The organism is Paraburkholderia sp. DD10, assembly GCF_049177125.1.
Lineage (GTDB): Bacteria > Pseudomonadota > Gammaproteobacteria > Burkholderiales > Burkholderiaceae > Paraburkholderia > Paraburkholderia terricola.
The window spans coordinates 2,834,006-2,858,990 of sequence record NZ_CP185393.1; the positions used below are offsets into that span (position 1 = coordinate 2,834,006).

Below are 24,985 nucleotides of genomic sequence, written 5' to 3' on the forward strand. Positions count from 1 at the left end.
AGTATTTTTCTGATGCCTCGCTTTTTCGTCGGTATGCCCCTCAACCCCGACGACATCTTGCAGTTGCCCGATGACGTCACCCGCCACGTTCTCGTGCTGCGCTTGCAGCCCGGTGATTCGATTGTGCTGTTCAACGGCAAAGGCGGTGAGTACAGCGCCGAACTCGTCGAGGTCGAACGCCGCTCGGCCAAGGCGATAGTTCGTGAATTTCGCGCGGTGGAAGTCGAAACGCCGTACCACCTCACACTCGCGCAAGGTATTGCGGGCGGCGACAAGATGGACTGGCTCATCGAAAAGGCGGTCGAACTCGGCGCCTCCTGTTTCGTGCCGCTAACCACCACGCGCAGCGTCGTGCGGCTTGCCAGCGAGCGTGCGCAACGGCGGCATGCGCATTGGGAAGGCGTCGTGCGCGCGTCGTGTGAGCAGTGCGGGCGCAATCGCCTGCCGGAAGTCATGCCGGTGCGCGAGATCGCCACCTGGCTCGGCGCGCTGCCACGGACACCGCAAGAAGGCGAATTGCGCATTCTGTTGTCGCCGCGCGCCAACATGAGCTTTTCGGCATTGCCCACCGAGCCGCCGCAAGGACGCGTCACCGTGCTGATCGGTCCGGAAGGCGGTTTTTCCGCAGTCGAGGAAGCGGCCGCCACCGCCTACGGATTCGCGGTCATCGGCCTCGGGCCACGCGTGTTGCGCACCGAAACGGCTGGCATCGCGGTCCTCGCCGCGCTGGCGGCTCGCTGGGGCGGCTGGTAAGTCGGCGCCCACGCCGTCCCGCGCACGGCACTATCTCGACGAGCTGCCGCGCTATGCGCCCGACTCGTCAGACGAAGCAGCGTCAAGTGCATCGCCCCCCGTTTAGAGAGCAGAAAAGAGAAAGGCCCGCCAAAAATCGGCGGGCCTTTCTCTTTTCTGCAACCTTTCCCGGAACAAGCGGCGCTCGGGCGACTGATCAGGCAAACGAGTAAAACACCCGGAACGCCACCTTGCGCTCGGCCCAGAACTCGGCCGCTTCGCGGAACACGTCGAGCAGCGTCTCGCGGCCTTCCTTGTCGAACTTTTGCGCGACCGGCAATTGTTCGAGCACGATCACGAAACCGGGCTGGGCGCCCGCCTTTTGAACCAATTCGGTGAGGCAATCGTAAAGCGCGTCGTAATTCTTGCCGAAATGCTTCGGGAACAGGAACGACGTGGCGATAGTCTCGAGCACTTCCTGTTTGGACTGCGCGTTAGCGCAATACGCATACAGGAAATGCTGACCGAGTTGATTGGCCTCGTCAGCGAGATCCTGCACGCGAAACGCGCGGATCGACTGTACGATGTTCGGTCGTACGGTCTTGAAAAGGCTCATGGGCTCCTCGTTCGATGAAAGCACAGTGCTGGCTTCGCTCTGGTTATCGCGGCCCTGATCGCCGGCACGCATCTGCATGACGCGTTGGAACAAATTGCCGTCGCCGGCCGCGAAAAGATCCGTCGCGACTCCGGAGTCGTGCGCGTAGACGTTGTCGCTCATGCCGTTCATCCCGATGTCATTCAACAATACGATTAAAAGTGGTGTAGTGGTCGTCCGAGTAGTAGCAGTTATCGGTGCGCCTTAGCGGACCTCCGCAGACGATGCGGCGCGCCCCGCGATTACGTGAGCGAGGCGTGGGAACGGTGTATTCGTGGTAGTAGCCGCGCCGATGGGCCGGCAGCAATCGTTCGCGATTGCCGAACACGATGCCGTCCTTTTCATAGGGATAAGGCCCGCCAGCGTCGATCAAGTTCAATGTATTGACTGCCTCGCGCGGCAATTGCGCCACCGCGATGCCGCCCTGCCCCTGAGCGTTTGTACCCGGTGCCGTGGAGTCGCGAGCAAACGCGCCAGGCACGGTGCCGGATAAAGCGCAGAGCGTCAAAGCACCGATCAGCACGCCTTTCATGCCCAACCACTTGCGTGCCATGTATCAGGGGTTCCCCGCTGTTAGATCACGAGTTTGACGACCATGAAAGTCGTAAGGGTATCGCTAATAGCCAACGGAATCAACGTTCGCCGGGCAGGCGAAATCTTTCGTCAGGCGGGAAAGGGCCCCGGAACGGGCTTTGACGACTTTTGACAGATTACTTAGCCTGATCAGGCTAATATTAGCGCGACGGCGCAAACAGAGACCGATGGCATGGTGTTGCGACATCGCATGCGTGCCTCTGCCGCTATTTCCCGTCGCGGGGACTTTGGGCTCTCGAAGTCCCGAAAGCTTGACTGTGTCGTTTGCCTTTTGGGTGGCAATCCCCTGCTTACCCGCAGGCGTGCCCATTGCGGGCACGCCTTTTTTTGCGTGGCGCCGAAGAAAGTCGATCAGCGCTACACATTCCGCCCCGCCAGGGATCAGCGGGCGGCGATCACATCCGCCACCAGCAACGCCGTCATATTGACGATACGGCGCACGGTGGCCGAAGCGGTCAGCACGTGAACCGGCTTGGCCGCGCCAAGCAGCATCGGACCAATCGCGATGTTATTGCCCGCAGCGGTCTTCAACAGGTTGTACGAGATGTTGGCTGCGTCGATGTTCGGCAGCACGAGCAGGTTCGCATCGCCTTCGAGCGTCGAATCGGGCAGCACTTCGCGGCGCAGATTGGCGTCGAGCGCGACGTCGCCGTGCATTTCGCCGTCCACCTGCAGATCGGGCGCACGCTCCCGCAGAATCTCCAGCGTGTCGCGCATCTTCTGCGCGGTCGGCGCATTGCTCGAACCGAAGTTCGAATGCGACACCAGCGCGACCTTCGGTTCGATACCGAAACGGCGCACTTCCTCGGCGGCCATGATCGTGATCTCGGCCAGTTGTTCCGGCGTCGGATCGACGTTCACGTGCGTATCGACCAGGAAAATCTGCCGATTCGGCAGCACCAGCGCATTCATCGCCGCGTAGACGGCGCAACCCTCGCGCTTGCCGATCACCTGGTCGATGAAGTGCAGATGCCGATGCGTCGTGCTGATCGTGCCGCAGATCATGCCGTCCGCTTCGCCCTTCTTCACCAGCATCGCGCCGATCAGCGTGGTGCGGCGGCGCATTTCGAGCTTCGCCATCTGCGCCGTGATGCCCTTGCGGGACATCATCTTGGCGTATTCCTGCCAGAAATCGCGGTAGCGCTCGTCATGATCGGTGTTCACGACCGTATAGTCCTGACCCGCCACCAGACGCAGGCCGTAACGCGCGATCCGCTGCTCGATCACCGCCGGACGGCCGATCAGAATCGGCTTGGCCAGCTTTTCATCGACGATGATCTGCATCGCGCGCAGCACGCGCTCTTCCTCGCCCTCGGCGAACACGATGCGCTTTTTCTCCGGCTCGACGCTGCGCGCGAGCTGGAAAATCGGCTTCATGGTCGTACCGCTGTGATACACGAACTGCTGCAGATGCTGTTCGTACGCGTCCATGTCCTCGATCGGACGCTCGGCGACGCCCGAATCCATCGCGGCCTTCGCCACCGCCGGCGCGACCTTGACGATCAGGCGCGGGTCGAACGGCTTCGGAATCAGATATTCCGGCCCGAACGACAGATCCTGAATGCCGTAAGCCGTCGCGACGATATCGCTCTGCTCCTGGCGCGCCAGTTCGGCGATCGCATTCACCGCCGCGATTTCCATTTCACGCGTCACCGTCGTCGCGCCCGCGTCCAGCGCGCCGCGGAACAGGAACGGGAACACCAGCACGTTGTTCACCTGGTTCGGGTAGTCGGTGCGGCCCGTGCACAGCACGGCGTCCGGGCGCACTTCCAGCGCCAGCTCCGGGAGGATTTCCGGTGTCGGGTTGGCCAGCGCCAGAATCAGCGGCTTGTCCGCCATCTGCTTGACCATCTCCTGCTTGAGCACGCCGCCGGCCGAAAGACCCAGGAAAACGTCCGCGCCGCCGATCGCCTCGGCAAGCGTGCGCGCCGCGGTTTCGCGGGCGAAACGTTCCTTGTCCGGGTCCATCAGTTCGACGCGGCCCTTGTAGACCACGCCGGCCAGGTCCGTGACGGTAATGTTTTCGAGCGGCAGGCCGATGTCGACCAGCAGATCCAGGCAGGCCAGCGCCGCCGCGCCCGCGCCCGACGACACCAGCTTGACTTCCTTGATGTCCTTGCCGACCACCTTCAAACCGTTGGTGATGGCCGCCGCGACGACGATCGCCGTGCCGTGCTGGTCGTCGTGGAAAACCGGAATCTTCATGCGCTTGCGGCATTCGCGTTCGACGATGAAGCAGTCCGGCGCCTTGATGTCCTCGAGGTTGATGCCGCCGAAGGTCGGCTCCAGCGCCGCGATCACGTCGACCAGCTTATGCGGATCGGATTCGTTCAGCTCGATATCGAACACGTCGATGCCGGCGAACTTCTTGAACAGCACAGCCTTGCCTTCCATGACCGGCTTCGACGCGAGCGGCCCGATGTTGCCGAGACCCAGCACCGCGGTGCCGTTCGTGACGACGCCGACCAGATTGCTGCGCGCGGTGAAGCGCGCGGCGTTCAGCGGATTTTCGACGATCTCCTCGCACGCGAACGCAACGCCCGGCGAGTACGCGAGCGCGAGGTCGCGCTGGTTGATCATCTGCTTGGTGGGTGCGATCGCGATCTTCCCTGGGGTGGGAAACTCGTGGTAATCGAGGGCGGCTTCGCGGAGTTTGCTATTGACGGGAGTCGACATAAGGCGGGCTTCGAAGGGCAGATTAGAATAGATGTTCGACGGCATTGTAGCCCCAATCGCCCGCTGTATCCCTTCAATACGGGTACAACTGCCGCGACTGAAACGTAGCGAAAGACCAGCCCGGCGTGCTTCGGGCCAGGCGCAAACCGCGCTCGAACCACCCGCGCGCCGAGTGCCGAACCGTGGCATCTTCGTCGAATGCGCGTCGCGCGGCGGCTCTCGCAGCCTTGTCGTGACGCTTTCGCGGCCCCTATCCTTCACCCATCGCCACCCATGCTCTCCGAGTTCTCGCTGATCGACCGTTTCTTCGCGCGCCGCGCCGCGGCCCAACCGTCCGACGCCGCGGCGGACACGCTCGGCATCGGCGACGACTGCGCACTACTCGCGCCCCGCGCCGGCGAGGTGCTGGCGATATCCACGGACATGCTGGTGGAAGGCCGCCACTTCTTTCCCGATATCGATCCCGAGGCGCTGGGTCACAAGGCGCTCGCGGTGAACCTGTCGGACCTCGCCGCGATGGGCGCGCAGCCGCAAGCGTTCACGCTGGCGTTCTCCCTGCCGAAAGCGGACGAAGCCTGGCTCGCCGCCTTCAGCGAGGGCCTCTTCGCGCTGGCCGAACGCCACGGCTGCGCGTTGATCGGCGGCGACACCACCGGCGGCCCGTTGAACCTGTGCATCACCGTGTTCGGCAGCGTGCCGCCGCGCATGGCGCTGCGCCGCGACGCCGCGCGGCCGGGCGACGACATCTGGATTTCCGGCACGCTCGGCGACGCGCGCGCCGGGCTCGGCGTGCAGCGCGGCGAATGGTCCGCGGACGCCGACGACGCCGCGAGGTTTCGCCATGCGCTCGAACGCCCGGAGCCGCGCGTCGCGCTCGGTCTCGCGCTGCGCGGCATCGCGCACGCGGCGCTCGATCTGTCGGATGGACTCGCCGGCGATCTGCTGCACATCCTCGAACGCTCGAACCTGCGCGCCACCGTCGACGCCGACGCCGTGCCGCGTTCGGCCGCGCTGCGCCGTCTGTCGCCCGAGGTCCAGCGGCGCTGCACGCTCGCGGGCGGCGACGATTACGAACTGTGCTTCACCGCGCCGCCCGCCGCGCGCGCCTCGGTGGAAACAGCCGGCCGCGAGGCGGGCGTGCCGGTCACGCGCATCGGTACAATAAGCGCTCTTCAAACGGCGGCCGACCGCCCCGCGATCGACTGGCGCGATGCCGCCGGCGCGCCGCTCACTCTGACGTTGCAAGGCTTCGACCACTTTCATGCAGACTGATCAACCGCTCGGCCCCGCCGACGATCTCATCGGCAACGAGCCGCCCAAAGCGCCCCGCCCGCAGCCGCGCCGCGCCACCGCGCGTTTCATGCTGTCGCATCCGCTGCACGTTCTGTCGCTCGGTTTCGGCAGCGGCTTGTCGCCCGTCGCGCCGGGAACGGTCGGCACGCTGTTCGCCTGGGCCTCGTTCGCGGTATTGAGCCGCTATCTGACCGTGATCGAGTGGGGCGTGCTGATCGCCGCCGGCTTTATCTTCGGCATCGCGATTTGCGGGTTTACCGCGAGGAAGCTCGGCACCGACGATCCGTCGCCTGTAGTGTGGGACGAAATCGTCGCGTTCTGGCTGGTGCTGCTGATGGTCACGCCCGTCACGCTGACCGGCCAGTTCTGGGCCTTCATCGTGTTCCGCTTCTTCGACATGGTGAAACCGCCGCCGATCAGTTATTTCGATCGCCGTCTGAAGGGTGGTTTTGGCATCATGTTCGACGACCTGGTCGCCGCGTTTTTCACGCTGCTCGTGATTGCGCTCTGGCGCATGTCGGTTTAACCGCGCCGCCCGGCAACGCCGCTGTGCCGCCGGGATTCCAACCGCCGCCCCTGTTTTTCGGATTGACGACGCCATGCCTACCGATTCCGTGGTTCATCAGCTCGCGATTCGCGTGAGCAACCGCCTGCGCGATGAGCGCCTGCTGCTCGTCACCGCCGAATCCTGCACGGGCGGCATGGTGGCGACCGCGATTACCGATATTTCCGGCAGCAGCGGCTGGTTCGAACGTGGCTTCGTCACGTATTCGAATCAGGCGAAGTGCGAGATGATCGGCGTGCCGCCCGATCTCATCGACAAGCACGGCGCGGTCAGCGAACAGGTCGCGCGCGCGATGGCCGAGGGCGCGCTGCGCAACAGCCGCGCGCAGGTGTCGCTGTCGATCACCGGCGTCGCCGGCCCCGGCGGCGGCACCGCGGCCAAGCCGGTCGGCATGGTGTCGTTCGGCTGGAGCAACCGGCTGCATACGTCGGTGGAAACGAAAATCTTCAAGGGCGATCGCGAACAGATCCGCGTGCAGGCCGCCGCGCATTCGCTGCGCGGCATGCTCGCCTTGCTCGACGAACGCGAACATTAAACGTCGCTGGAATGCCGAAACCGATGACCGATTCCCTCGCAGCCAAGGACGCATTGATTCGCCGCTTCGATCTGAAACCGCATCCCGAAGGCGGGTTTTTCAGCGAGACGTACCGGTCGGCGGAACGCGTGACGCGCGCCGACGGTTCAGCGCAAACGCGCTCGGCATCCACCGCGATCTATTACCTGCTGTGCGACGGCGCGCATTCGGCGTGGCATCGGATCAAGTCCGACGAGCTCTGGCATTTCCCTGCCGGCGAGCCCTTGCTCGTTCATGTGCTCGATGAAGCGGGCGCGCTGGTGACGCACCGCCTGGGCAATGCGCTGACGCATGCCGATGCCGTGTTTCAGGCCGTGGTGCCGGCGGGTTTGTGGTTTGCCGCGGAATGCGCCGATCCGTCGACGTTTGCGCTGGTGGGCTGCACGGTGGCGCCGGGATTTGAATTCAGCGAGTTCGAACTGGCGGATGTCGGCGCGTTGAAGGCGCGGTATCCCCGGCATGCGGCATTGATCGAGCGGCTCGGGCCGGGCCGCACCGGGTAGCGTTGAATCGCGCTCGGGCGCACCCGATTCGCAAACCGGTCGCGCCCGATTCCCTCAAGACACGGTTGTAATCAACGACCGCCGTCCATCACCGAAACGCATTGATCCGGTCCCGCGTTTGCTTCGCGGCGTTCGCCGCGGCGTCGGCGAAATCGTCGTCCTTGCCGGCGTAAATGATCGCGCGCGACGAGTTGATCAGCATGCCCGTGCCGTTCGCGGTGCGCCCGGCATTCACCGTTGCCTCGACGTCGCCGCCTTGCGCGCCGATGCCCGGAATCAGCAGCGGCATGTCGCCGACGATCCCCCGCACCGCTTCGATTTCCTTCGGGAAAGTCGCGCCGACCACCAGACCCAGCTGGCCGCTCGCGTTCCACTTATCCGCCGCCAGTTGCGCGACGACCTGATACAGCGGACGGCCGCCCGTCTCCAGGAATTGCAGATCCGAGCCGCCCGCGTTCGAGGTGCGGCACAACACGATCACGCCCTTGCCTTCGTGCGCCAGATACGGCTCGATCGAATCGAAACCCATGTACGGATTCACCGTCACCGCGTCCGCCTGATAGCGCTCGAACGCCTCGCGCGCGTACTGTTCGGCGGTGCTGCCGATGTCGCCGCGCTTCGCGTCCAGAATCACCGGCAAGCCCGGATGCTTCGCATGAATGTGGGCGATCAGCTGTTCGAGCTGGTCTTCCGCGCGATGCGCCGCGAAGTAGGCGATCTGCGGTTTGAACGACGACGCATACGGCGCGGTGGCGTCGACGATGGTGCGGCAGAAATCGAAGATCGCGTCGGAACGGCCCGCGAGCGCGCCCGGAAATTTGCTGGGCTCGGGATCGAGGCCGACGCACAGCAGCGAGTTTGTGCGCTGCCACGCGTCGTTGAGTGTCTGGATGAAATTGGACATGGAGGGTCTCGCGGCGAGCCGATTGCGGAAAGAGGCGCGTATTTTACCCGTGCTGAGCGGCGGGCCGCGCTCGGGCGTGTCGGGCGCCAGCGGCTGGTCCACGCCTGCACCATGCCAATGCTCCTCGCGCGCCCCTCTCGCCCCGCTCCGCCCTACTGCCGCCGCCGCGACCCGCGCGCGCCCGGCATCGAGCGCAAACCCGTGCGTTCGACCGTGAAGCGAAAGGTGCGCGTCAAGCGCTCGCCGCGTCCTAGCAACGTCATGCCGTTTTCGCACGCGCCGCCGGCCAGGTTCATCGCGTTGATCGGATGATCCACCGGTTCGAAACAGAAGAAATCCTCACCGCGCGGCGTGTACAGCACGTAATAGTCGGTGTCGGCTGCGATGTTCAGCGACAGGCGGCGCTTGGGCCACACCACCGCCGCCTGTCCGCTCCAGCCGGTAAACGCGTGATTGACGATGGTGTCCGGCAGCGGATACGCCACGCCGAATTGCCACGCGGGCGGCGCCGGCACGTGGCGCACCGGCAGCCAGTCGTCGCCGGAAAGCCAGAGGCCGCCGGCCGCGGCCGATAGTTCGGTAGCGGCGTCGCGCACGAAGAAGGGATGCACGCCGAGTCCGAACGGCAGCGCCTCGCGGCCCGCGTTCTCGACTTCGAGCGTGATGACGAGCGTGGGGCCGTCCAGCGTATAGCTTTGCGTCGCGCGAAACGCGTAGGGCTTGCCGTCGTGACGATCGAGCGTCAGACGCACGTTCTCGCGGTCCGACTCGGCCACCTGCCAGGCGGATTGCCAGCCGTCGCCATGAATCGGCAACGGTTCGTCGGCGCGATTGCGCGGCACGTCGACACGCCGTCCCGCGACGGTGAAGCGCCCGCCGCCGATCCGGTTCGAATACGGCAGCAGCGGATAGCAAGCCAGTTCATTCGGCTGCGTATCCGCGGTGAGGTGGCGGCAGCGACGAAAAATCGGCGTAAGCGCGCCGTCGTCGCGCCAGTCGAAACGCGTGATGCCGCCGCCGAGCGTGGGCGCGACGTCGAGACGCAACTGCGCGTTGGCGAGCGTGATGCACGCGAGTTCGCCGCCGCTGGTTTCGCCGACCGCCACCGCCGACGTGCTGGGGCCCGCCAGCACGGGATTGGCCGCGGCGGCGAGTCGCGAGCGCCGGCTCTGGGACGAAGAGGAAACAAGATTCGCAACAGTCATATCTGGCTCCATCGAGAGGCGTGGGACGTGGCCGTCATTGCTGACGGATGCTGTGGGCGATTTTTTACACCGGTCGCCTCTGGGTCCGAACTGCATGCTGCCGATGTGCTGCCATCGGATTTGCGACGTCGACTTCTGATTGGCTTTCAAATTCACTGCATCGACACGCCGCGCCGCCGCCCCGCGAATGAGGCAGCGTCATTCTGCGCTATGCGGGCGCGCCCTGGAACACCGGCTCAGGCAATCCCCGATGCGCGGGCGTGGCGATGAACACGCCGCCCGCGCGAGCGTCGCCCGCGAGCGCCGCCGCGTCCAGCCCGATGCGCGCGCTCGTGATGTAGAGGGTGCCCAGTTGCGGGCCGCCGAACGCGACGCAGCTCGGCTGCGTGGTCGGCACGTCGACGCGTTCCGTTTCCACGCCGTCCGCGCCATAACGCACGACGCGCCCGCCGCCCCACTGCGCGTTCCACAAGCCGCCGTCGCGATCGACGGTCGAGCCGTCGGGCTCGCCGGTGGCGTCCGTCAGCGTCGCGAAGAGGCGGTCGTTGGCGACACCGCCGTCCGCGCGATAGTCGCAGGCGCGGATTTCGCGAGTCGGCGAATCGCAGTAGTACATCGTCGCGCCGTCGGGGCTGAACGCGATGCTGTTCGAGATCGCCGGCGCGGGCAGCGGCAGACGCTCCAGCGAGAGATCGCGGTTCAGCCGGTAGAAACCGCCGATCGCTTGCAACGGCGCGCCTTCGTCTTTCGTGCCGAACACGAAGCGCCCCTGGCGATCGCAGCGGCCGTCGTTGACGCGCGTGTTCAGGCCGGGTTCGACGTCGACGATACGCTGCGTCTCGCCGGTGGCCAGGTCGAGGAACGCCAGATGCGTGGCGAGACCTAGCAACAGGTAATGCGGATCGGCGCACAACGCGAAAGTGCCAAGGCGCTCGGGCATGCGCCAGAACGTCGTGCGGCCGTCGCTCGGATCGTGGCGCCACAGGCGCGCGCCTTCGATGTCGACCCAGTAGAAGCGGCCGGTTTGCGCACACCACGTCGCGCCCTCGCCGAGCGTGCATTTCGTATCGAGCAGCAGCGCCGCGCGATGCGGGGTACGCGATCCCGCACTCACGCCCAGCCTCCGTCCACCACGATGTCCTGCGCGGTGATCATCTTGCTGTCGTCCGCCGCGAGGAACAGCGCCATGCGCGCGAGGTCAGCGGGGTCCAGCTCGGCGTCGATGCACTGCCCTTCCTTGATCGAGCGGCGGCCCGCGTCGTCGAGCCACAGGCGCTTCTGCTTCTCCGTCATCACCCAGCCCGGCACCAGCGTATTCACGCGAATATTGAAATGCCCGAGGTCGCGCGCGAGACCGCGCGTCAAACCCTGCACCGCCGATTTCGAAATCACGTACACCGGATAGCCGCCGTTCTTCAGCATCCAGCTAATCGAGCCGAGATTGATGATCGAGCCGCTGTTGGCCGCTTTCATGTCCTCCATCACCGCCTGGGCCGCGAAGAACTGGTGGCGGATATTCACCGCGATGCCCGCGTCGAACGAAGCGGCGGTGACTTCGCCGATCGTGTGACGCTTGTCGTTCGCGGCGTTGTTCACCAGCACCTGAATCGGGCCGAGCGCGGCCCTGACGTCGGCGATCGCTTTTTGCAGCGCGTCGATGTCGGTCAGATCGCACGGCAGGAACAGCGGCTTGTGCTTCGAATCGCCGAGTTCGTCGGCGAGCGCTTCGCCCGCTTGCGCATCGATATCGAAGAACGCGACGCGCGCGCCTTGCGCCGCGAAATGCTCGACGAACGATGCGCCGATACCGGTCGCGCCGCCCGTGATCAACACCGTGCGGTCGACGAGACTCGGGTAGCGCGCGAACACGTTCCCCGCGAGACGGGCGTTTGCATTGGCCGGAGACGACATCGTTCGATTCCTTTTAGAACAAAGTGGTGAGTCGCAGCATTGATCGCGAGTTTAGTCGCGCGATCCGCGGTTCTTCAACTGGTCGAGCAGCACGGCGGCGAGCAGGATCGCGCCGCGCACGAGGTACTGGTAGAACGCGTCGATGTTCAGCAGGTTCATCACGTTCTCGACCGTGCCCATGATCAGCACGCCGATCACGACGCCGGAAATCGTCGCGCGGCCGCCGAGCAGCGAGACGCCGCCCAGCACGCACGCCGAAATCACGTTCAGCTCGAAGCCTTGCGCCGCGTTCGGCTGACCCGACGTGATCCGCGACGCGAGGATCACACCCGCCAGCGCCGTCACCGCGCCTTGAATCAGGAAGATATAAACGCGCGTGCGTTCGACGTTGATGCCGGCGAGACGCGACGCTTCGGGATTGCCGCCGATCGCGAGCGTATTGCGGCCGTACACGGTCTGGTTGAGCATCACCCCGAATACGATGAAGCACATCAGCGTGACCCAGATCGGCAGCGACACGCCGAAGAAGCTCAGGCCGCCCAGCTCGATGAACGTATCCGACGACACGCCGACCGCCTGCCCGTGCGACACGATAAAGCCGAGACCGCGGACGATTTCCATCGTCGCGAGCGTGGTGATCAGCGCGTTGACGCGCAGATACGCGATCACCGCGCCGTTCACGAAGCCGATCACCGCTCCGGCGAACACCGCCGCGACGATCGCGATGAACGTATTACCGGTGGCGTTCAGCACCATCGCGCACAGCACGCCGGCAAACGCGACCGTCGAACCGACGGACAAATCGAAATCGCGCGACGCGAGACAGAACATCATCGTGCACGCGACCATGCCGATCTGCGAGATCGACAGCGCGAGGCCGAGCATGTTGTCGATCGAGAAGAAGTGATCGACGGTCAGCGACATCGTGACGAACATCACGATGAAGATCACGATCAGGCTGTACTCGGTGATTTGCTGCCACCATTTCGCACGATCGTTGGGCTGCGGAATCAGCGCTTCGGCGGCGCTTTTGGCGGCCTGTTGCGCGAGGTTTTCTCTGGCTTGCATTTTGAATACTCCTCCCGTTCCCCACGGGTTGCCGGACTTTCGTCCAAATAAGGTTCAGGCCGCCTGGCTCACGGCGTTCGCCGTGCCTGGCAGCGCGGTCGAGCTTTGCGGCAAGGCGAGGCTCAACACCGATTGTTCCGTTGCATCCTTGCGCGACAGTTCGCCGGAAATCCGGCCCTGGCGCATCACGACGATGCGGTCGGACACGCCGAGCACTTCCGGCAATTCCGACGAGATCATCACGATCGCGCAGCCGCGTTCGGCGAGTTGATAGATCACGTTGTAGATTTCGTGCTTCGCGCCGACGTCGATGCCGCGCGTCGGTTCGTCGAGAATCACGACTTTCAGGTCCGGCTCGGCGAGCCAGCGCGACAGAATCGCCTTCTGCTGATTGCCGCCCGACAGAAAGCGGATCTTCTGGCGGCGGCTCGGCGTCTTGATCTTCAGCAGCTTGATGAAACGGTCGGCGGTTTCCGCTTCCTTGTTGCGATCGAGGAACATCCCCGCGCGCAGATAGTGCCGGCGGCAACTGATGTTGATGTTCTCCGACACGGTCGCCATCGCGACGATGCCCTCTTCCTTGCGATCCTCCGGGCACAGCACGATGCCGTGCCGGATCGCTTCGCCCGCGCTGCGCACCTTGATCGGCTTGCCGTCCAGCACGAGTTCGCCGCCCTTCTTATGATCCGCGCCGTACACGAGGTGCATCAGTTCGCTGCGGCCCGCGCCCACCAGCCCGAAGAAGCCGACGATCTCGCCGCGCCGCACCTCGAAGCTGGCCGGCTGCGCGAGCGCATGGCCTTCGATGCCCTTGGCGGCGAAGCGCACTTCGCCGAGCGGCCGCTCCGAGTAGTTATAGATGTCCGAGATTTCGCGCCCCACCATCTCGCTGACGATGGTGTCGCGCGACACGCCTTCGAGCGTCGGATGCGAGGCGACCTTGCGGCCGTCGCGAAAGATCGTGCAGGCGTCGCACAGTTCGTAAATCTCGTCCATGCGGTGCGAGATGTAGATCATCGCGCGGTTGTCGGCGCGCAGATCGCGCACCAGCTTGAACAGCACTTCGGTCTCGCGATGCGACAGCGAACTGGTCGGCTCGTCCAGCGCGATCACGCGTGCGTTGCGCAGCAGCGCCTTGCAGATTTCGACCATCTGACGCTGCGCGATCGAGAGCTTGCGCAGCTTCGCGCTCGGATCGAGCGCCACGCCCATCGCTTCGAGCCGTTCCAGCACGAAGCGCTTCGCCTCGCGCTTGTTGACCCAGCCGAGCGAGTTCGGCAATTGGCCGAGCAGCAGATTTTCCGCGACCGTCATGTCGGGCACGTATTGCAGTTCCTGGTGAATCACCGCGATGCCCGCCGCGATCGACGAAGCCGCGCTGGTGAAGCGCACCTCGTTGCCGTCGATCAGCACGCGGCCCGAATCGGGCTGATATTCACCGCCGAGAATCTTCAGCAGGGTCGACTTCCCCGCGCCGTTTTCGCCCATCAGGCCGTGCACCTGGCCGACGTTGACGTCGAAGGACACACCGTCGAGCGCGCGCACGCCTGGAAAGACCTTGCCGATATTGTCAAAACGTAGCGTCGCTGACACTTCGCCTCCTATGTCGACGGGAGTTAGCGCTTTAGCGCTTACTCCTGTCCCATGCAGTTGTATGTCGACAGGAGCTAGCGCTTCAGCGCTTACCTCTATCCCATACAGTTGTATGCCTACCTGACCTGGCGCTTGAGCGCTACTCAGATCCCATTCGTGTGACCGTGCGTCGAAGCGCTCGTGGATGCTTCAACGCACGGTTTGCCTCAACGCTTCATCGCTTGTTGCCGCCGCCGGTGCGCGCTTTCATGCACTTCATGAACAAGGGTGCACCGGCAGTTCGTTTCTCCGCGCGTCGAACCGCTTACTTCGACGCGAGGCCCATCTTCTCGCGCACGTCGCCGACGTTCTCACGCGTGGCCAGCATGCCGGTCGTGAGCGTCAGGGCCGGCGGCGCCTTGCCTTGCGTGATCCAGTCGTACATCAGCGTGGAGGTTTCCTCGCCGTGGCGCTTCGGGCTGATGATGACCGTGCCGAAGAAGCCCGTCGGCGACGGCTTCTTGAATTCGTTCAAGGCCGAGTCCGAACCGCCAATGCCGATACCGATCATGTTGTCCGCCTTGAAGCCGCGGCCTTCCGCTGCGCGCACCGCGCCGAGCACGCCTTCGTCGTTCAGCGCGTAAGCGACCCAGTGCTTGAACTGCGGGTTCTTGGTCAGCGCGATGTTGGCCGCGTTGAAGGCGTTTTCCGTGTCGGTCTTCGCTTGCGGCGCGGCGATCACGTTGGCCTTCGGGAAGCCGGCGGCGACCAGCGCATCGGTCGCGCCGCTGGTGCGGTCATGCGCGGTCGGCAGTTGTTCGTAGGTGACGTCGATCGCGCCGACGTCCTTCATGTCCCAGCCGCGTTTCTTGATTTCCGCGGCGAGGCCGTCGCCGACCTGCTTGCCGATGTTGTACGCCGAGATGCCCATGTGCGGCACCGAGGCGATCGGCTTGCCCGCGCCGTCCACCAGACGATCGTCCACCGTGATCATCTTCAGGTTATGAGCCTTCGCCTTCGCGACGATGCCCGGTCCGAGCTTGACGTCCGGCGTGCAGATCACGAAACCTTGCGCCTTCTGCGCCGACAGGTTGTCGATCGCGCTCATCACCTTCTCGCCCGAGGGCGCGCCGATCTTCACCAGCGTGAAGCCCTTTTCCTTGGCGGCGATTTCGGCGAACTTCCACTCGTCCTGGAACCACGGCTCTTCCGGCTGCTTCACGAGGAAGCCGATCTTCACCGGATCGGCGGCTTGCGCGGCCGTTGCGTTGAACAGCACACCCGCCGCCGCTGCTGCCAGCGTGAGGAAAATTCTACGTTTCATGATGCGTGTCTCCTGACTAATTGATAACGAGAAGGTATCGGCCGCGTCTTCTTGTACCGGTTGTGACACACGCGGCCAGCGCGTCGTCCGGTGAAACTTTGTTGCTTGTTTTACTGCCCGTTTTTTACTGCCCGTTTTGCTGCTGTTTTGCTGCTGCTTCGCTTTCAGTTGCGTGCGGCCACCGCCGCGTTCAGTCGTGATACAGCGCCGAGCGGCCGCCATCCACGGTGATGCACGTGGCGTTGATGAACGGCGCTTCGTCGGAGGCGAGAAACACCGCCGTCATCGCCACTTCTTCCGGGCGGCCGATGCGTTTCATCGGCTGCAGCGCGAGCGTCGCCTGTTGCGCCGCGGCCGGATCGGCTTGTTCGTTCCACCAGTCGTGCGTCAGTTGCGTTTCGATGTAGCCCGGCGCGATCGCGTTGACGCGCACGTTGCGCGGCGCGTACTCGATACCCAGCGCGCGCGTCAGACCGATCACACCGTGCTTCGCCACCGGATACGGAAAACAGCCGGGGATGATCTTGAACGCATGCGTCGAGGCGATGTTCACGATGCTGCCCGAGCCGCGCTCCACCATGCCCGGCAACACCGCGCGGCAACCGTTCCAGACGCCGTCGAGGTCGACCGCGAAGCAGCGGCGCCAGTCGTCGTCCGTCATGGTCAGCGGGTCGCAGAACACGTTGATGCCGGCGTTGTTCACCAGCACGTCGGGCGCGCCGAACGCCTGTTCGGCCTCGCTCACCGCCTGCCGCACCGAAGCCGCTTGCGTGACGTCGGTCTCGACCGCCAGCACGCGCGCGCCGGTTTCCGACTCGATCCGCTGCGCCGTCTGCCGCGCGGTTTCGAGGTTCAGTTCCGCCAGCACGACCGCCGCGCCCTCGCGCGCGAAGGCGAGCGCGATCGCCGCGCCGATGCCGCGCCCGGCGCCCGTGATCAACGCGACTTTTCCGGCGAGCCGATTCATTTCTTCGCGCCTGCGCGGGCGATGCGCAAACCGTTGATGAACGCCTTCGCGTGCGAAGCGGTCACGGCCGCGCTCTGACCCGGCTTGTACAGCGCCGAGCCGAGGCCGAAGCCGTTCGCGCCCGCGCTGAGAAACGGTCCCATGTTGTCCGGCGTGATGCCGCCGACCGGCACCAGCGGCACCTGCGCCGCGATCACCGCGCGCCAGGCCTTCACCACCTGGCAGCCGAGCTGTTCGGCGGGGAACATCTTCAGCACGTCCGCGCCGTTCTTCAGCGCGATGAAGGCTTCGTTCGGCGTCGCCACGCCCGGCGCGCATGCGAGACCTTGCGCCTTCGCGGCGATGACCACATCGGGATCGCTGTGCGGCATGACGATCAGTTCGCCGCCCGCCGACTTCACGTCGTTGACGAAACTCGGATGCAGCACCGTGCCCGCGCCGACGATCGCGTCGGCCGGCAACGCCTTGCGGATCGCGGCGATGCTGTCGAACGGCTGCGGCGAATTCAACGGCACCTCGACGATGCGAAAGCCCGCCTCGTACAGCGCCTGGCCGTGGTCGGCCGCATCGGCGGGCGTCACGCCGCGCATGATCGCGATCAGCGGACACACCTCGAACGCCGCGATCAGACCCGCGTGCGGCATGTAGGGAGCGGGCAGATTGATGTGAGGTTGCATGTCGGTTCCTTGTTTCGTGGACGGCGGCGCTGCCGGTTATCCGGCTCGCGCCGCCTGAGGCGCCGGATTGACGAGCCCCGCCTGCGAGGCGACGCGCCACAGGCCGCGCTCGGTGGCGTGCTTCACCAGTTCCGCCTGCGTGCAGCCGTAGAGCGCCAGCGCGAGCCGATAGCGCTCGCACAGCGCCTCATTGCCGATCAGACGCAGGCTCTCGCCGGCGAGCGAGTTTTGCTGTTGCCTGAGCACGGCCTCGAGGCCGGCCAGCTCGTGCCCGATCAGCAACCCCGACAGATAGTCGGGCTGCTGCTCGCGCGTCAGTTGTCCGGTGAGACCGAGCGTGCGGGCGCTGAAGATCGTCGCGAGCACGCCTGCCTGACCTTTTTCGCGGGCGATGCTCACGCCGTGCAGGAACGCCTCGGTATCGGGACGGTCCGGCGTGACCATCGTGCGGCCGAGGATCGTGTGCTCGCGCAATGCCGCGAACACTTCGCCGGTCATGAAGGTTTGAAAACGTTCGATGCGGCCCGCCTGCACCACCGCCCATTTGGCGTGCGTGCCGGGCAGGCCGATCAGCGCGCGCCTGCGGGTCCCGGCGGAATCACCGTCATCGCCGTCATCGCCGAGCGCGCCGAAGATCTGCGTTTCCTCGCCGCGCATCACGTTGGGCAGCTCGCCGCGTTGCAGGACGCCCGGCACGATATGCAGCGTCGCGCCGCACGCCGCCTTCACGCGGACGATGCCGGCCACCAGCGCGTCGGCGCTCGCCGGCGCATCGACATAGGGCGCTTCCATCCAGCCTTGCGCGCTGCCGACCATGCCCGCCGCGATCACCGGCAGCGCCGATGCGTGTTCGAGCCAGGGGCCGCAGGTGTCGTCGAATGCCGCGTCGAAGCCGCCTTGCTCGGCGCTGCGCGGCAGATTCATGATGCCGGCCGTCGACGCGCGCGTCGCCAGCACCTTGCCCGCCGCGTCGAACAGATACGCGCGCAGCGAGGTCGTGCCCCAGTCGAGCGCGATCAGGGCGGCGTGGGCGTTGGCGTTGGCCTCGGCGGCGCCTGCCGCAACGTGGTTGGCTGCCGGCGTGGGAGAACCCGCTTGCTTCATCGTTTGATCCTGCGGGTTGCCGGTTGAGGTGCGCGCCAACCGAGTTCCTCCGAGATCGCGCGCGCTTCGCGCTGCACGACCGGAATCAGCTCGTCCATGCGTTCGAGCGACATATACGGAATGGTGCTCGCCACCGACAGCGCCGCCACCACCGCGCCCGACGCATCGCGCACGGGCGCCGCCACGCAGCGGATCGACGCCTCGTTTTCCTCGAGGTCGAAGGTGTAGCCGCCGGCCGCGTAGTTAGTCATGCGCTGCATGAAGGTCTGCGCGTCGGGCCGGTTGTCCGGCTTGAAGCTGACGCCGGCGAGCGCGCGCCGCGATGCCTCGAACAGCGACTGCCAGAGCTCCGGCCCGAGGTCGAGCATCATCGCCTTGCCGATCCCCGTCGACGCGAGCGGCATGCGGTGACCGACGCGCGAGCGCATTTCCAGACCACGGGTGCCGGGAATCTTGTCGATGTACAGGACGTCGTCGCCATCGCGCACGCCGAGATGAATCGTGTCGAGCGTCTGCTCCGCGAGCGATTCGAGATGCGGTCGCGCGACCGCGGTGAGCGGCATCTGTTCGAGCGCGATGGTGCCGAGTTCGATCAGCTTCGGGCCGAGCAGATACCCGCCTTGCACCTGCCGCAGATAGCGCGCCTGCACGAGGCTGCTCACCAGCCGATGCGTGGTGCTGCGGGTCGTGCCGAGCGCGGCGCCGAAGGTGCGCAGATCGCGCACGCCGGCGGCGGCCGCTTCCAGAATCGCCAAGCCGCGCAGGAGCGTTTGGGTGCCGGCTTGCTGCGGGGTGATGTCCAGCAGCGTGCTGGGCAGCCCGATTTCGTTGACGACGGCCGGTTGCGCGACGGGGCGCGGGGCTTTCGCGGCGGCGGTCGGCTGCGGCCGCGGCTGTGATTGCGGCTGCGGCGCAGCGCTGCTCGCGTGGTCGGCTTGCGGAGCCAGATCGGCTTCGGACGCGCTCGCGGCGTGAGTGGGCATCGCTTTGTTCATGGCGATTCGCTTTTCGGTGGTTTTTTGCGCTTACAGCGCGGGGCCGGAGAGACGGCCTTCTGTGCTCGCCGTGCGGCGGGCGCGGGGGTGCTGCCTTTGAGTCTTAGGCATGGTTTGGCTTTGTCTCCGGTTTTCTTTTGCTGTCGCTGTTTCCTGCGGTCAGGTTCGTGGTTTTTTCTGACCTGCGGTGCGGCTTTTCTGACCTGCGGTGCGTCTTGGGGTGGATTGTAGGGCGGTTTTTGAGAAAGCTCCAATATGTGAGTGTTGGATTCAGATAATGGGATTTTTGGTTGCCGTGGGCTTTTGGGTTTGGTGGCCTTTCCTTGCAGGTGGCCTTTCCTTGCTGGTGGCCTTTCCTTGCTGGTGGCCTTTCCTTGCTGGTGGCCTTTCCTTGCTGGTGGCCTTTCCTTGCTGGCTTAGTGGTCTATTAGCGTCGCCCCTGTGCGGGGCAATGCTCTCAACTTAAGCCCCGCTGCATCAAGCGAGTTTGTACGCGAGATGGAAGTGGGGCTTGGCTTTTCTGGGTGGTCTTGGATAGGAGCGTGAGGGCTGTGTCCGGCATCGGGTCTGGTGGATCATTTCCAGCACACCGGCGAGGCCGTCCAGACAGCGCTGGATGCGCAGAAGACACGCGCCGAGGATGGGCTTGAGTGCGCCCAGTGCATACACCCGGTTAGGACGGCTGGCATGTCTGTCGTCGTGCGGCGCATCGAGATCGCTGAGCAGTGTGCACAGGTTGTCGGCGAGGATTTTTGCGCCGAAGTCCTGCTGTAACGCCAGGTAATCGAGGCCTGTGACGGCTTCCAGCCGCAGCCGGTGCTTGAGTCGTTTGAATGCTTCCTCGACCCGCCAGCGCTGGTGATAGAGCGCGCCGAACGATGCCGCCGGATAACGCCCGCCATCGAGCAGCGAGGTCATCAGCACACGCACGCGACCGCCCGGCGTGACGTCGCGGATCAGGCGCACAGTCGTGGGCGTACGCGCCAGTTCATAGGCGCGGGCATCCGGTTCGCTGGGCGCTTCCAGTGTCACCACATGCTCGGCTTTACCGCTGCGGGTAAAGGCGCTGACGCATTTCCAGTTACGCGCATCGACGCGCATGCAGAACGGGATTTCGCGCTGTGCGAGCGCCGCCACCATCGCGTTGCCGATATAGCCGCGATCGAGCAGCAGCAGGTCGGTATGCGGTTGCAGTACATCGAGGGCTTCGAACAGCATCTGCCGCTCGCCGCCGTCGGCGGGATGAAGTGCAGCGTGCAGGGTCAGTTCGGAACCCGGCAGGAACAGCGCAAACGCGTAGTGATCGGCGCGCAGTTCATGGCCGCGACGCGTGCCCACACGCAGGCGGCTACCGTCAGCGGCGACCAGCCTCAGGCCGTGCCAGCGCATCGAATCGATATGGGGTTGGGCCAGCGAGATCAGGCGGGCGCGGGCCAGTTCGAACAGTTCGGCAGACACTCCCCGTCGCGCCTTGCTGAAGGCCTGTGCGCTGACAGCGCGGGTGCGCCCGCCGCTGCTTCCCAGTGCGCCGAATAGCGCGTCAAGTTCGGCCTGCACACTGGCGCACATGCCGGACATCATCAGCGCGGCCATGCGCGGCAAGGTCAGTGTGCGATTGCGGGTAAAGGCAGTGGGAGAACGACGCACGCGATCGGCGAGCGCCGGATCGAGCAGGAAATCGGAGAACTCAGCCAGAAGCCGCGAGGACGCTGGTATTTGAGTTCATATCGTTGATTTATCAGTGAGTTATGCGATGAAGTTTACAGGGGCAATGCCTCGTTTACAAGCTCTTTGAGGCTTAAGTTGAGAGCATTGCCCCGCACAGGGGCAACGCCAATAGACCACTAACAAATCAAGCAAAGGCCAAAAAACCAACCCCAAAACCAAAACCAAACCCGCCGACCAGGCAAAAAAACCTCAATCGGGCAATTCCGCCGCCCCCATCCTCCGAGCAATGACCCTCGCGCGTTGCGCCAAATACCCAGACCCGCGATGCTCATCAAAATACCTGGGCTGCGGCAGCATCACCGCCAACCGCGCCGACTGCCCCGCGCTCAACTTACTAGCGGACGTCTTGTAGTAATAGCGCGCCGCCGCCTCAGCCCCATAAACCCCATTCCCCCATTCAACCGAGTTGAGATAGATCTCAAAGATGCGCTCCTTGTCCATCAGGCTCTCGAGCATCCACGTAATGATCAACTCCTGTCCCTTGCGGATATAACTCTTCTCCCGAGACAAAAACAGATTCCGCGCCAATTGCTGCGTGATAGTCGACCCGCCGCGAACGATCTTGCCCTTGGCCTTATTCCGCTCCCAAGCCTGCAAGATGGCGTCCGTTTCATAGCCGTTGTTGCTGGCGAAATTCGCGTCCTCCGAAGCGATGATCGCGCGCTTCAGATTGCGCGAAATCTGGTCGTACGGCACCCACGTACGCTGCATCGAAAGATCCGGCCGTTCCCGCGACAACCGCCACGCGTCCGAGCGCATGAAAGCCGTCGAGCGCGGATTAACGTAATTCCACACCGCGATCTGCGCGAAGTAAAACGCCTGCGTCACGAACCACGCAATCGCCAGCACGGCGCCCAGATAAAACATCCATCGCACCGGACCTGGCCGGCTCGCGCGCCGCGTTGCTGTCATCGGGGTCTCAGTCCTGGAGTCGGTGAATGCCGCGAGATGAAGCGCGCTCTACGCGTGCGACGGCGCCGTCAACAGCGCACGCAATTCGGCCAGCACCGGCGCGCCGTCGGGCCGCACGCCGCGCCATACGTAAAACGATTCGGCAGCCTGCTCGACCAGCATGCCGAGACCGTCGGCGCCGCGCGCGCCAAGTTTGCGCGCGTGTTCGATGAACACCGTCGGATGCGCGCCGTACATCATGTCGTAGGCGAGCGTGCCGCTGCCGAACGCGCGGTCGTCGCACTCGGGCAACGACGCCTCCAGACTGCCCGCCGTCGCGTTGACGATCACGTCATACGCGCCGGCTTCGATCGCCCGCGCGCTGCCGCCGCTCAAACGGCACGCGGCGTCGCGCGCGGCTTGCGCGAACTGATCGACGAGCGCCTCGGCCTTCTCCGCCGTGCGATTGACGATGGTCAGCGTGTGCGGCGCGCGCTCCAGCATCGGCAGCACCACGCCGCGCGCGGCGCCGCCCGCGCCCAGCAACAGGATGCGCGCGCCCTTCAACGGCACGCCGAGATTCACCTCGATGTCGCGAACCAGTCCAAAACCGTCCGTGTTGTCGCCGTAAATACCGCTCGAATCGACGCGCAAGGTGTTCACCGCGCCCGCCGCCGCCGCGCGCGGCGACAACACATCGGCGAACGCATGCGCGTCGAGCTTGAACGGCACGGTCACGTTCAGGCCGCGTCCGCCTGCGTCGATAAACGCGCGCACATGCGGCACGAAGGCATCCACCGGCGCGAGCAAATGGCTGTATTCGATCAGCTCGCCGGTCTGCGCGGCAAACCGGCCATGAATGAACGGCGATTTGCTGTGAGCGACCGGATTGCCGATCACCGCATAACGGTCGCGCGACGGGTTGGCGTTCATCGTCCCGGCTCCGTCACGTGCTGCTGGTCGGCTGACGCGTCGCTTGCGCCATCGCCGTTCCCGGCGTCGCCCTGCGCGGCCGCGTCGCCGTCGAGGTTGGCTTCGGCTTGCGCCTCGGCTTCGCCTTCGGCGCTTGCATCGGCGGCGTCGATGATTTCGTCCTCGCCGTCATCCGCTTCCTCGACCTCGCCACCGCTCGTCACGGTCGGCGCGTCGAGCACATGCAGCAGACGCACGGACGCTTCGACGGTCAGTTCGTCGAGCGACATCACTTCCATCAGCAAGCGCGTGCCGCGTGCGTGCACGCCGAGGCCCGGCACGTGCAGCAGCAGCGGAATTTCCTCGAGGCGCACCAGATCGCCCTTCACCACCGACGCCACTACCTGCTTCCTGTTCTCCTGCTTCAGCCAGCGCAGGCACCAGAAGTACTCCATGCGGCGCTGGTGATCGGCGTACGCGGTGTAGGTGTCGTCGAAACCTTGCACGACCGCGAACAGATCGGCGTCTTTCGGCTTGAACGGCGCGGCCAGCTTCGCGGTCACGCCATGCTGCACGCAGGCGATCAGTTGCCACTGATTCACCAGGTCGACGTAGCGGCGCAGCGGCGAGGTGCTCCACGCGTATTGCGTGACGCCGAGGCCCTCGTGCGGCGCGGCCGAGGTCTGCATGCGGGTGCGCTTGGGGCCGGTCGGCGCGCCGAATGCGCGCTGCGTGCGATAGATGCCGGGCACGCCGTGATCGTGCAAAAACGCGCCCCATGACGAGTTGGCGAGAATCGCCAGTTCCGCGACGATCGTGTCGAGCGGCGAACCGCGCCGGCGCGGCGTGATCGTGATGTGCTCGCCTTCCACGTAGAAGTTGAAGTCGGTATTGCGCTGCACTTCGCGGCGCAGGCCGTAACCGGCGCGCGCGGTCTGTCGTTTCTCGAACAGCGCCTGCGCGAACGGCCACAGCACGGCGATGTCTTCCTTGTGCGGATAGTCGCCGGTGCCGGCGGCAAGCGCCTCTTCGGTGACGAGTTCGTCGAGCGTGTTGTGACGCAAGTTGTTCTTCACGAACACGCGCTCGGCGCGCGTTTCGCTCGCGACGATTTCCTGCGTCTCGCGATTGACGATCACATACAGCGAAAGCGCCGGCCGCAAGCCGCCTTCGGCGAGCGTAAACGCTTCGACGACGCTGTCGGGCAGCATCGTGATCTTGTCGCCCGGCATGTAGACGGTGGACAAGCGCGTGCGCGCGATCGCATCGACCTCGTCGCCGCGCTGAATGCCGAGCGCCGGCGCGGCGATGTGCACGCCGATCCGCACGCGGCCGTCCGCCAGATGCTCGACGGAGAATGCGTCGTCGATTTCCGTGGTGGTGATGTCGTCGATCGAGAACGCCTCGACGTCGGCTTCCGGCAAATCCTCCGGCAACGCGCCGACCTGGACCGGCGGGAAACCGGTGCCGTGCGGGAAAAACTCCGATAGAAATTTGGCCTCGTGCAGCGCGCGCGCCGACGCAATGCCGCCGCATTCGAGCATCAGGCGCGCCTGCGAAATACCGCGCGCCGCCGCGGCGCCCTCGAGCGCCTTGTATTCGATCGTGTTCTTGTCGGGCCGCGTAAGCAACGCGAGCGCCTTGCTGCCGGTGAACGCTTCGGGCAGACGGCCGGCCTTCAGTTCTTCCTCGTAGCCCGCCTGCACGAGCGCCTGCTGACGCTTGCGCTCAAGGCCGGCGAGCGCCATTTTCAGTTGCTCCTCGGGCGCGCGCTGATACATGCCGCGGCCCTTGCGGCGGAAGTACACGGGCGCGCCGTGCATGCGCAGCACCAGCGCCGCGCGCTCGATCGGGCCGAAGCTTTCGCCGAAATACTCCGCGCCGAGCGCGGCGAACGGGAATTCGTCGTCAGGCGCGCATTCCCACAGGAAATCCAGATCGATGTCCTGCGCGGCGGCGTCGGCCTGCTGCATCAGTTCGGCCGCGCTCGGCTTGTCGAATTCGATCAACACGTCTTTCGCGCGCACCTTGGCGCGCCGGCCGCCCGGCAACTCGACCTGAAACGCATCGCCCTGGCGCGACAGCACGCTGCCCGCCTTGAAACTGCCCGATTCCTCGAAGAAAACGTTCACTCA

General features: G+C 65.0%; 23 protein-coding genes. 5 read left to right on the forward strand and 18 right to left on the reverse strand.

The window, feature by feature from the left end:
- The first annotated feature begins 12 nt into the window (after positions 1-12).
- Complete coding sequence (locus ACOCG7_RS28080; RefSeq protein ID WP_114163164.1) at positions 13-753, forward strand: 16S rRNA (uracil(1498)-N(3))-methyltransferase; 741 nt, start codon at positions 13-15, stop codon at positions 751-753.
- A gap of 196 nt (positions 754-949) precedes the next feature.
- On the opposite strand, the gene ACOCG7_RS28085 is transcribed toward ACOCG7_RS28080, so the two are convergent.
- The 3 genes from ACOCG7_RS28085 to ACOCG7_RS28095 all read right to left on the reverse strand — a co-directional run bounded on the left by ACOCG7_RS28085 (position 950) and on the right by ACOCG7_RS28095 (position 4,702).
- Entirely contained in the window at positions 950-1,510 is a 561-nt protein-coding gene (locus ACOCG7_RS28085; RefSeq protein ID WP_073429154.1) for a barstar family protein, read from the reverse strand.
- A gap of 16 nt (positions 1,511-1,526) precedes the next feature.
- Positions 1,527-1,940 (reverse strand): ribonuclease, encoded by a 414-nt coding sequence (locus ACOCG7_RS28090; RefSeq protein ID WP_073429132.1) that lies wholly within the window; start codon positions 1,938-1,940, stop codon positions 1,527-1,529.
- Positions 1,941-2,362: 422 nt separating this feature from the next.
- Positions 2,363-4,702 (reverse strand): NADP-dependent malic enzyme, encoded by a 2,340-nt coding sequence (locus ACOCG7_RS28095; protein ID WP_073429133.1) that lies wholly within the window; start codon positions 4,700-4,702, stop codon positions 2,363-2,365.
- 228 nt (positions 4,703-4,930) lie between these two features.
- Here ACOCG7_RS28095 and thiL point away from each other — a divergent pair, with 228 nt between their 5' ends.
- From thiL to ACOCG7_RS28115, 4 genes are all read left to right on the forward strand, one after another.
- Entirely contained in the window at positions 4,931-5,929 is a 999-nt protein-coding gene (gene thiL / locus ACOCG7_RS28100; protein ID WP_083083126.1) for a thiamine-phosphate kinase, read from the forward strand.
- The gene (locus ACOCG7_RS28105; protein ID WP_176035725.1) at positions 5,919-6,476 is read left to right on the forward strand and encodes a phosphatidylglycerophosphatase A; all 558 of its coding nucleotides are present in this window, start codon (positions 5,919-5,921) and stop codon (positions 6,474-6,476) included. The genes thiL and ACOCG7_RS28105 overlap by 11 nt, the downstream gene beginning before the upstream one ends.
- Positions 6,477-6,549: 73 nt before the next feature.
- On the forward strand, positions 6,550-7,050 hold the full coding sequence (locus ACOCG7_RS28110) for a CinA family protein (protein WP_073429135.1): 501 nt from the start codon (positions 6,550-6,552) through the stop codon (positions 7,048-7,050).
- Between the two features lie 23 nt (positions 7,051-7,073).
- Complete coding sequence (locus ACOCG7_RS28115; RefSeq protein WP_421378139.1) at positions 7,074-7,592, forward strand: cupin domain-containing protein; 519 nt, start codon at positions 7,074-7,076, stop codon at positions 7,590-7,592.
- An 88-nt stretch (positions 7,593-7,680) separates the two neighbouring features.
- Here the strand turns inward: ACOCG7_RS28115 and pyrF are convergent, their stop codons facing one another.
- The 15 genes from pyrF to ACOCG7_RS28190 form a co-directional block, all read right to left on the reverse strand.
- Positions 7,681-8,496: an orotidine-5'-phosphate decarboxylase gene (gene pyrF / locus ACOCG7_RS28120; protein WP_083083124.1), complete on the reverse strand. Its 816-nt coding sequence runs from the start codon at positions 8,494-8,496 to the stop codon at positions 7,681-7,683.
- 152 nt (positions 8,497-8,648) lie between these two features.
- The gene (locus ACOCG7_RS28125; protein WP_083083121.1) at positions 8,649-9,701 is read right to left on the reverse strand and encodes an aldose 1-epimerase; all 1,053 of its coding nucleotides are present in this window, start codon (positions 9,699-9,701) and stop codon (positions 8,649-8,651) included.
- Between the two features lie 208 nt (positions 9,702-9,909).
- Positions 9,910-10,815, reverse strand: a complete 906-nt coding sequence (locus ACOCG7_RS28130; protein WP_083083119.1) for an SMP-30/gluconolactonase/LRE family protein — start codon at positions 10,813-10,815, stop codon at positions 9,910-9,912.
- Positions 10,812-11,612 (reverse strand): SDR family NAD(P)-dependent oxidoreductase, encoded by an 801-nt coding sequence (locus ACOCG7_RS28135; RefSeq protein WP_073429139.1) that lies wholly within the window; start codon positions 11,610-11,612, stop codon positions 10,812-10,814. The genes ACOCG7_RS28130 and ACOCG7_RS28135 overlap by 4 nt, the downstream gene beginning before the upstream one ends.
- 51 nt (positions 11,613-11,663) lie before the next feature.
- Positions 11,664-12,680 carry an L-arabinose ABC transporter permease AraH gene (araH, locus tag ACOCG7_RS28140; protein ID WP_073429140.1) on the reverse strand — a complete coding sequence of 339 codons (1,017 nt, stop codon included), beginning with the start codon at positions 12,678-12,680 and terminating at the stop codon, positions 11,664-11,666.
- 54 nt (positions 12,681-12,734) lie between these two features.
- Positions 12,735-14,273 (reverse strand): L-arabinose ABC transporter ATP-binding protein AraG, encoded by a 1,539-nt coding sequence (araG, locus tag ACOCG7_RS28145; RefSeq protein WP_073429141.1) that lies wholly within the window; start codon positions 14,271-14,273, stop codon positions 12,735-12,737.
- A 304-nt stretch (positions 14,274-14,577) separates the two neighbouring features.
- On the reverse strand, positions 14,578-15,576 hold the full coding sequence (locus tag ACOCG7_RS28150) for an arabinose ABC transporter substrate-binding protein (RefSeq protein ID WP_073429142.1): 999 nt from the start codon (positions 15,574-15,576) through the stop codon (positions 14,578-14,580).
- Between the two features lie 190 nt (positions 15,577-15,766).
- Complete coding sequence (locus ACOCG7_RS28155) at positions 15,767-16,543, reverse strand: SDR family oxidoreductase (protein WP_073429143.1); 777 nt, start codon at positions 16,541-16,543, stop codon at positions 15,767-15,769.
- Positions 16,540-17,220, reverse strand: a complete 681-nt coding sequence (locus ACOCG7_RS28160) for a 2-dehydro-3-deoxy-6-phosphogalactonate aldolase (protein WP_073429144.1) — start codon at positions 17,218-17,220, stop codon at positions 16,540-16,542. The genes ACOCG7_RS28155 and ACOCG7_RS28160 overlap by 4 nt, the downstream gene beginning before the upstream one ends.
- Positions 17,221-17,256: 36 nt before the next feature.
- Positions 17,257-18,324: a 2-dehydro-3-deoxygalactonokinase gene (locus ACOCG7_RS28165; protein WP_083083116.1), complete on the reverse strand. Its 1,068-nt coding sequence runs from the start codon at positions 18,322-18,324 to the stop codon at positions 17,257-17,259.
- Positions 18,321-19,319 (reverse strand): IclR family transcriptional regulator, encoded by a 999-nt coding sequence (locus tag ACOCG7_RS28170; RefSeq protein ID WP_083083114.1) that lies wholly within the window; start codon positions 19,317-19,319, stop codon positions 18,321-18,323. Before ACOCG7_RS28170 ends, ACOCG7_RS28165 begins: the two co-directional genes overlap by 4 nt.
- Before the next feature lie 477 nt (positions 19,320-19,796).
- The gene (locus tag ACOCG7_RS28175) at positions 19,797-21,035 is read right to left on the reverse strand and encodes an IS4 family transposase (RefSeq protein ID WP_421380560.1); all 1,239 of its coding nucleotides are present in this window, start codon (positions 21,033-21,035) and stop codon (positions 19,797-19,799) included.
- A 201-nt stretch (positions 21,036-21,236) separates the two neighbouring features.
- Positions 21,237-21,959, reverse strand: a complete 723-nt coding sequence (gene mtgA, locus ACOCG7_RS28180) for a monofunctional biosynthetic peptidoglycan transglycosylase (RefSeq protein ID WP_083086511.1) — start codon at positions 21,957-21,959, stop codon at positions 21,237-21,239.
- Positions 21,960-22,007: 48 nt separating this feature from the next.
- Complete coding sequence (aroE, locus tag ACOCG7_RS28185) at positions 22,008-22,871, reverse strand: shikimate dehydrogenase (RefSeq protein ID WP_083086509.1); 864 nt, start codon at positions 22,869-22,871, stop codon at positions 22,008-22,010.
- The gene (locus ACOCG7_RS28190; protein WP_083086508.1) at positions 22,868-24,982 is read right to left on the reverse strand and encodes a ribonuclease catalytic domain-containing protein; all 2,115 of its coding nucleotides are present in this window, start codon (positions 24,980-24,982) and stop codon (positions 22,868-22,870) included. The genes aroE and ACOCG7_RS28190 overlap by 4 nt, the downstream gene beginning before the upstream one ends.
- Between the last annotated feature and the right edge of the window lie 3 nt (positions 24,983-24,985).

Bases quoted from the DNA above. Each gene is read 5' to 3' on its own strand.
- ACOCG7_RS28080 (WP_114163164.1), top strand. From the start codon at position 13: ATGCCTCGCTTTTTCGTCGGTATGCCCCTCAACCCCGACGACATCTTG.
- ACOCG7_RS28085 (WP_073429154.1), bottom strand. From the start codon at position 1,510: ATGAGCGACAACGTCTACGCGCACGACTCCGGAGTCGCGACGGATCTT.
- ACOCG7_RS28090 (WP_073429132.1), bottom strand. From the start codon at position 1,940: ATGGCACGCAAGTGGTTGGGCATGAAAGGCGTGCTGATCGGTGCTTTG.
- ACOCG7_RS28095 (WP_073429133.1), bottom strand. From the start codon at position 4,702: ATGCCGTCGAACATCTATTCTAATCTGCCCTTCGAAGCCCGCCTTATG.
- thiL (WP_083083126.1), top strand. From the start codon at position 4,931: ATGCTCTCCGAGTTCTCGCTGATCGACCGTTTCTTCGCGCGCCGCGCC.
- ACOCG7_RS28105 (WP_176035725.1), top strand. From the start codon at position 5,919: ATGCAGACTGATCAACCGCTCGGCCCCGCCGACGATCTCATCGGCAAC.
- ACOCG7_RS28110 (WP_073429135.1), top strand. From the start codon at position 6,550: ATGCCTACCGATTCCGTGGTTCATCAGCTCGCGATTCGCGTGAGCAAC.
- ACOCG7_RS28115 (WP_421378139.1), top strand. From the start codon at position 7,074: ATGACCGATTCCCTCGCAGCCAAGGACGCATTGATTCGCCGCTTCGAT.
- pyrF (WP_083083124.1), bottom strand. From the start codon at position 8,496: ATGTCCAATTTCATCCAGACACTCAACGACGCGTGGCAGCGCACAAAC.
- ACOCG7_RS28125 (WP_083083121.1), bottom strand. From the start codon at position 9,701: ATGACTGTTGCGAATCTTGTTTCCTCTTCGTCCCAGAGCCGGCGCTCG.
- ACOCG7_RS28135 (WP_073429139.1), bottom strand. From the start codon at position 11,612: ATGTCGTCTCCGGCCAATGCAAACGCCCGTCTCGCGGGGAACGTGTTC.
- araH (WP_073429140.1), bottom strand. From the start codon at position 12,680: ATGCAAGCCAGAGAAAACCTCGCGCAACAGGCCGCCAAAAGCGCCGCC.
- ACOCG7_RS28150 (WP_073429142.1), bottom strand. From the start codon at position 15,576: ATGAAACGTAGAATTTTCCTCACGCTGGCAGCAGCGGCGGCGGGTGTG.
- ACOCG7_RS28155 (WP_073429143.1), bottom strand. From the start codon at position 16,543: ATGAATCGGCTCGCCGGAAAAGTCGCGTTGATCACGGGCGCCGGGCGC.
- ACOCG7_RS28160 (WP_073429144.1), bottom strand. From the start codon at position 17,220: ATGCAACCTCACATCAATCTGCCCGCTCCCTACATGCCGCACGCGGGT.
- ACOCG7_RS28165 (WP_083083116.1), bottom strand. From the start codon at position 18,324: ATGAAGCAAGCGGGTTCTCCCACGCCGGCAGCCAACCACGTTGCGGCA.
- ACOCG7_RS28170 (WP_083083114.1), bottom strand. From the start codon at position 19,319: ATGAACAAAGCGATGCCCACTCACGCCGCGAGCGCGTCCGAAGCCGAT.
- mtgA (WP_083086511.1), bottom strand. From the start codon at position 21,959: ATGACAGCAACGCGGCGCGCGAGCCGGCCAGGTCCGGTGCGATGGATG.
- aroE (WP_083086509.1), bottom strand. From the start codon at position 22,871: ATGAACGCCAACCCGTCGCGCGACCGTTATGCGGTGATCGGCAATCCG.